This is a genomic window from Hydrogenophaga sp. (assembly GCF_041633695.1).
In the GTDB taxonomy this organism is placed as follows: domain Bacteria; phylum Pseudomonadota; class Gammaproteobacteria; order Burkholderiales; family Burkholderiaceae_C; genus Hydrogenophaga.
Window position 1 is genome coordinate 1 of record NZ_JBFJMY010000257.1, and the last position, 6,178, is coordinate 6,178.

General features: G+C 66.3%; 7 protein-coding genes. All 7 read right to left on the reverse strand.

Features of this window, described 5'->3' with window-relative positions; all coding sequences use genetic code 11:
* The coding region (locus tag ABYB95_RS15220) for an enoyl-CoA hydratase-related protein (protein WP_372659418.1) at positions 1-483 on the reverse strand (483 nt) is incomplete at its 3' end.
* A gap of 57 nt (positions 484-540) precedes the next feature.
* On the reverse strand, positions 541-1,398 hold the full coding sequence (locus ABYB95_RS15225) for a MaoC/PaaZ C-terminal domain-containing protein (protein WP_008905466.1): 858 nt from the start codon (positions 1,396-1,398) through the stop codon (positions 541-543).
* An 11-nt stretch (positions 1,399-1,409) separates the two neighbouring features.
* Entirely contained in the window at positions 1,410-2,330 is a 921-nt protein-coding gene (locus tag ABYB95_RS15230; protein ID WP_372659419.1) for an SDR family oxidoreductase, read from the reverse strand.
* Between the two features lie 30 nt (positions 2,331-2,360).
* Positions 2,361-3,518, reverse strand: coding sequence for a thiolase (locus ABYB95_RS15235; RefSeq protein WP_372659420.1), 1,158 nt, complete (start codon positions 3,516-3,518; stop codon positions 2,361-2,363).
* A 61-nt stretch (positions 3,519-3,579) separates the two neighbouring features.
* Positions 3,580-3,987 carry a Zn-ribbon domain-containing OB-fold protein gene (locus ABYB95_RS15240; RefSeq protein WP_008905469.1) on the reverse strand — a complete coding sequence of 136 codons (408 nt, stop codon included), beginning with the start codon at positions 3,985-3,987 and terminating at the stop codon, positions 3,580-3,582.
* Complete coding sequence (locus tag ABYB95_RS15245; RefSeq protein WP_008905470.1) at positions 3,984-5,153, reverse strand: acyl-CoA dehydrogenase family protein; 1,170 nt, start codon at positions 5,151-5,153, stop codon at positions 3,984-3,986. Before ABYB95_RS15245 ends, ABYB95_RS15240 begins: the two co-directional genes overlap by 4 nt.
* The coding region (locus ABYB95_RS15250; protein ID WP_372659421.1) for an acyl-CoA dehydrogenase family protein at positions 5,150-6,178 on the reverse strand (1,029 nt) is incomplete at its 5' end. The genes ABYB95_RS15250 and ABYB95_RS15245, both read right to left, overlap by 4 nt.

The window sequence follows — 6,178 nt, forward strand, 5'->3', positions numbered from 1 at the left end:
CATGCCGCACAGCAGCGGCCACAGAATGGCTGCGTGGTCGCCGGCGGCGACGCCGATCTTGACATGGCCGTCGGTAATCTTGGCCTCCTCGGCCATGATGCTGATGTCGGCCAGGAAGGCGACTGCCAGACCGGCACCGACGGCCACGCCGTTGATGGCCGAGATGATGGGCTTGTCGCAGGCCATCATGTTGTAGACCACGTCCGAAGCCTCGGTCATGGTGTTGGCGATTTCCTTCGGGTTGCCGACCATGCCGGCCACCCATTCCAGGTCGCCGCCGGCCGAGAAGGCCTGGTCGCCCGCGCCGGTGATGACCGCCACCTTGGTCTTGGCATCGTCAGTGACCACGCCCCAGATCTTGGTCAGCTCCCAGTGCAGCCGGCCATTGGTGGCATTCATGACCTCGGGGCGGTTGATGGTGATGACCAGCACGCCGTTGGGCTTGTGGTCGAACTTGAGGAATTGAAAGTCAGCGTAGTTCATGTTGAGGCTCCTTGAAAAAAATTGAAAACGAAAACGAAAATGAAAGGCAAAGGACGGTCAGCGCAGCTCGGCGCGTCCGTTGTTCAGCACGACGATGTCGCGTTCTACGGCGCGGGCGCGAAAGGAAACGACCTTCCCATCCACCCAGAGCTCGGTGCGTATCGTTTCGCCGGGGTAAACGGGTGACGAAAAACGCACATCCAGCGACTGCAGGGCGCTCGGGTCGCCGCCGCAGACGCGCTGGGTGAGTGCCCAGCCGGCGATGCCGTAGGTGGCCAGGCCGTGCAGGATGGGCTGCTTGAAACCAGCGGCGCTTGCCACCGCGGGTTCGGCGTGCAGCGGGTTGTAGTCGCCCGAGAGGCGGTAGATCAGCGCGGCACGCGGCTGGGTGGCGAAATCGTCGCTGTGATCAGGCGCGCGCGTGGGCAGCTCATGCACGGTTTTGACCGGCCCGGCCGGGCCGCCAAAGCCACCGTCGGCGCGGCAGAAGGTGGTCGAGGTCAGCGTGGCCAGCAGTTCGCCGCTGGTGGCGTCCGTCACCGTGCGCTCGGTGTAGATCAGAGCCCCCTTGTCCGGCCCCTTGTCGATGATCTGGCTCACCCGCGTGCGCCCGATCACTTCACCCTCGGGCGGCACCGGCCGGTGCAGGCGCAAGCCCTGTTCGCCATGCACCAGCCGCACCCAGTCAACGCCGGTGGCCGGGTCCTTGAGCCACATGCCGGGATAGCCCAGCACCACCGGCAGAGTGGGCAGCGCCAGCAGGTTCTTTTCATAGACAAAGCGCAGCTCGGTCTCGTTGGTCGGGTCGGTGCCCAGGCCCACGCCCAATGCGTAGAGCATGGTGTCGCGCTGGGTGTAGCGATGGCGAACGTCCTCGAACGGCCATGCCATCAGTTTCTCGTAGTTGATCGCCATGGCAGATGACGTCAGACGGGATCCCAGGAGAACACGATGTTCGAGCTCTCCAGCGGATAGAAGTTCTGCTTCATGGCGGGCAACACGCGCTCGGCGATGGTCTCGGGTGTCCAGCCCTCGGCGGTGTGCATGCCGCGGATCGGGCGCGACTGGCTCATGAGGAAAATCTCGTTGCCGCGCACGGCGAAGATCTGGGCCGTGACGTCGGCTGCGGCATCGCTGGCCAGGAAGGTGGCCATGGGCGCAATCTGCTCGGTACCGAGTTTTTTTAGTTTTTCCACGCGTGCCTGCTGCTCGGGTGTGTCGGTGGGGATGGCGCCGATCATGCGGCTCCAGGCGAACGGCGAGATGCAGTTGGAACGCACGTTGTAGCGTTGCATGTCGCCGGCGATGTGGCGCGACATGGCCACGATGCCCAGCTTGGCAGCGGCGTAGTTGGCCTGGCCCAGGTTGCCGATCAGGCCGGACGTGGAAGTCATGTGCACATAGGCACCCGACTTCTGCGTCTTGAAGTGCGGGGCGGCGGCGCGCGAAGTGAAGAAGCTGCCGTTGAGGTGCACGTCGATGACGGCGCTCCACTCCTCGGGCGACATGTTGAAGAACAGGCGGTCGCGCAGGATGCCGGCGTTATTGACGACGATGTCGATGCGCCCGAAGGTGTCGGCCGCGCATTCGATGATGCGGTTGGCCGCGGGCCAGGTCGAGACGCTGTCGGTGCTGAGAACGGCCTGGCCGCCAGCGGCCTTGATCTCGTTGACCACCTGCTGGCCGTGGCTGGCGTCATTGCCTTCGCCGCCGACCGAGGCGCCGATGTCGTTGACCACCACCTTGGCGCCTTGCGCCGCCATCATCAGTGCGATGTCGCGGCCGATGCCCCGGCCCGCGCCGGTGACCACGGCGACTTTGTCTTGCAGCATGTTGCCCTTGCTCATGAAATGACTCCTGGTTGTTGATATGAAAAATCAGACGGTGGCGGCCGTGCCCAGCAGGGCCGTCACCTGGCTGGAAAGAACGCCGCCGTTGCCGTGGCACAGGGCGATCTCCGCATTCGGCACCTGGCGGTCGCCGGCCTCGGCGCGCAGTTGCTGCACGGCCTCGATCAGCAGGAACATGCCGTACATGCCCGGGTGACAGCACGACAGGCCGCCGCCATTGGTGTTGACCGGCAACGCGCCCCCCGGTGCGATGCGCCCGTTGCGCACGAAAGCGCCGCCTTCGCCCTTGGCGCAAAAGCCCAGGTCTTCGAGGAACAGCAGCGTGTTGATGGTGAAGGCGTCGTACAACTCCAGCACGTCCACGTCCTTCAGGGCCAGCCCGGCCATGGCGAAGGCGCGCGGCCCGGACTCGGCGGCGGCGGTGACCGTCAGGTCGGGCATGGAGCCGATCTGGCGGTGCCAGGTGGCCGCAGCCGCGCCCAGCACATAGACCGGTGGCTTGGGAAAGTCTTTCGCCCGCTCGCTGCGCACCAGCACCAGGGCGCCGCCGCCGTCGGTGACCAGGAAGCAATCGAGCACCGACAGCGGATCGCTCACCAGACGCGAAGCCAGCACCTGCTCGATGCTGAGCGGATCGCGTGCATGGGCCAGCGGATTGAGTTGCGCCCACTGGCGCGCCGCCACCGCGATGTGCGCCAGGTCCTCGCGCGTGGTGCCGTACTGGTGCATGTGGCGAGCGGCCGCCAGCGCGTAGCTGGAGATCGGGTAGCGCGGCTCGTAGGGGGCTTCGTACAAGGGCGTTTCGGCCATCGACTTGAGCTTGCCGAAGCCCGAGCCCTGGTTGCTGCCGTAGCAAATGAGCGCCACTTCGCACTGGCCGGTGTGCAGCGCCATGGCGGCGGTAAGCAGGTGGCTCACATAAGACGAGCCGCCAACCATCGTGGCTTCGCAGAACTTGGGATGGATGCCCAGGTATTCGGCCACCGATAGACCGGCGAGGAAGTGGTAGGACGAGCCGGTGAACAGGCCATCGACATCGGACAGCTTCAAGCCGGCATCGGCCAGCGCGCCGTGCACCGCTTCGCCCAGAATTTCGAGCGCGCTGCGACCGGGGGTCATGGGCACGCCGCCCAGGCTGGCACCCACGATGGCGGCCGCGCCGCGCAGGGGAGATGTGGTGCTCATGGAGGACCTTCGTGCTGCGCACAGCGGTGCGAGCTTGCTTGGGAACGGCCCGACGCGGCGCTCATGGTGTGGCGCCCGCGGGGAAGAAGACCAGCAACTTGCCCTTGGCCGGATCGTCGATCACGCGCGCCTGCACGCGCATGCCGATGCGCACCTGGTCAGGCGCAATGCCATCGATGCGCGACATCAGCCGCGGCCCTTCGGCCAGGTCCACCAGCGCCACGTTGTAGTCGCCACCGGCTTGCGGCTTGCGGCGCACCGTGGTGCTGGAATAGACGCAGCCGACCCCGCTGGGTTCAATCCAGTCGAGCTGGGCCGAGCCGCAATGGGTGCACAGCGCGCGCGGATAAAATACATGCTGGCCGCAGGCCATGCAGTGCTGGATCTGAAAGCGGCCTTGCGCCAGCGCCTGCACGAACTGAGCATCCGGGCCGGGGCCGTCAAATGCCGGATAGCCCGATGCGCTCATGACGGCAGCCTCAGCACGCTGGCAGCCAAGATGTTGCGTTGCACCTCGTTGCTGCCGCCGTAGATGGTGGCTGGGCGCGCGTTGTAGAAGCTGGTCAATGCATCGGTTTTGCCACCGGGCAGGGCGGTGGAGCCGGGCGTGCCGCCACTCGATCCCATGACATCGACCAGCAGGTCGGCCAGGCGCGAATAGGTTTCGGTGCCGAACAGCTTGAGCATGGAGACATCGGGGCCCAGGGTTTCGCCACGTTTGACCTGCTCGATGAAGCGGCCATAGAGCGCGCCCAGGTCGGCCACGTCCAGCGCCAGCTTGGTGTAGCGGTCCACGAAGCCGGTGTCTTCGAACAGGCCGAGCCGCTGCGCGGCTTCCTGCACGCGCGCCAGCGCGTACTGGCTTTGCTTGGGGCTGCCCAGGAAGATGCGTTCGAAGCCGAGCAGCGCCTTGGCGATGGTCCAGCCCTTGTTGAGCTCGCCCACGATGTTGCTGCGCGGCACGCGCACGTTTTCCAGGAAGACCTCGCAGAAGTCTTCGCTGCCCGCGATGTTGCGGATGGGGCGCACCGTGATGCCCGGCGTTTTCATGTCGGCCAGCAGGAAACTGATGCCTTCCTGCTTCTTGGCCGTTTTGTCGGTGCGCACCAGCAGGAAGATGTGGGTGGCGTCCTGCGCCAGCGTGGTCCAGGTCTTTTGCCCGTTGACGATGAAGTCGTCGCCGTCGACCACCGCTTCGGTGCGCAGGCTGGCCAGGTCGGAGCCCGAATTGGGTTCCGAGTAACCCTGGCACCAGATGTGCTCGCCGGCAATGATTTTGGGCAGGTAGTAGGCGCGCTGGGTCTGGTTGCCGTGGTTGATCAGCAGCGGGCCGACCATGGTGATGCCCATGTCGGGCGCGCGCGCCACGCCCCAGCGCTCCTGCTCTTCGATGAAGATGATGAGTTTCTCGGGGCTCAGGCCCATGCCGCCGTACTGCGTGGGCCAGCTCGGCGCGACCCAGCCTCTTTCCGACAGCTTCAGGTACCAAGGGCCGATTTCGGACCAGCGCAGGCGCCGTTGCGGGTAGCGCCATTCGCTGGGGAAATGTTTTTCAAAAAATTCGCGCAGGGCGGCGCGGAAGCTGGCGTTGTCGAGTGCATTCCAGTCGGTGGCCCTGGAGGCGGTGGTGTTCATGCGTGCTCCTGCGCGGTGGCGTTTTGGGTGAGGTTGGCGTAGCGGCGGCGCTGCTGGGTGCCATTGCCCAGCCAGGCGGACAGCACCAGGGCACGCTGCAGGTACAGACCGATGTCGTTTTCATCAGTGACGCCAATGGCGCCGTGCAGTTGCACCGCTTCGCGCGCCACTTGCAAGCCGGCGTCCGACGCGCGCGACTTGACGCGGCTGGCCATGGCCGAGCGGGCGCTGGCGTCGCCGTCCGGGTCATCGAGCAGGGCCAGGGCCTGGGTCACCACGCTGGCGGTCAGTTCCTGCTGAATCAACAGGTCGACGGCGCGGTGCTGCAGCGACTGGAAGCTGCCGATCGGCTTGCCGAACTGGATCCGCGTGCGCAGGTAGTCTTGCGTCATGGACAGCATGCCGCGCGCCAGGGCCAGCAGTTCAACACTGGTCAATACCAGGGTTTCATCGTAGGCGCGGGTCAGCGCGGCCTCGGCGGCGGCCCCTTCGGCCAGCAGGTGGCTGGCGGGCAGGCGAACGCTGTTCAAGTCGATCTGTGCCGCATAGCTGCCGTCGGCCAGCGACTGGCTCGACAGGGTCAGGCCGGCCGCATCGGCCTGCACCCACACCAGGGCCAGACCTTGGGGGCCGGTGGCGCTGACGATGTAGCCGTCGGCCCCGGCGCCGGGGCGCACATGGCGCTTGCAGCCATTGAGCAGCAGGGCGTCGACCTGGCGCTCCAGCCTGGTCGCCGCCTGGCCCGGCCGGTCTTTCGTGCCGGTGACGTCTTCCTGCCAGGCCACAGCGGGCAGGGTGCGACCCTCGGCGAGCTCGGTCAGCAGACGTGTTGAGAGCTCGTTGGCACCCGCATGGGCCAGCAGCCGACCGGCAAACACCAGCACCGGCACCACCGGTTCCGGCGCGACCTGCGTGGCGAGCGCGGCGACGACCTCGCCCATCTCAGTGAAGCCTTGCGCGTATCCGCCCAGTTGTTCGGGCACCAGCAGCCCGGTCCAACCCTGTTCGGCCAGGGCGCCCCAGAG

Excerpts from the sequence above, each read along its gene's own strand:
- ABYB95_RS15230 (WP_372659419.1), bottom strand. The coding sequence starts at position 2,330 with ATGAGCAAGGGCAACATGCTGCAAGACAAAGTCGCCGTGGTCACCGGC.
- ABYB95_RS15240 (WP_008905469.1), bottom strand. The coding sequence starts at position 3,987 with ATGAGCGCATCGGGCTATCCGGCATTTGACGGCCCCGGCCCGGATGCT.
- ABYB95_RS15225 (WP_008905466.1), bottom strand. The coding sequence starts at position 1,398 with ATGGCGATCAACTACGAGAAACTGATGGCATGGCCGTTCGAGGACGTT.
- ABYB95_RS15245 (WP_008905470.1), bottom strand. The coding sequence starts at position 5,153 with ATGAACACCACCGCCTCCAGGGCCACCGACTGGAATGCACTCGACAAC.
- ABYB95_RS15235 (WP_372659420.1), bottom strand. The coding sequence starts at position 3,518 with ATGAGCACCACATCTCCCCTGCGCGGCGCGGCCGCCATCGTGGGTGCC.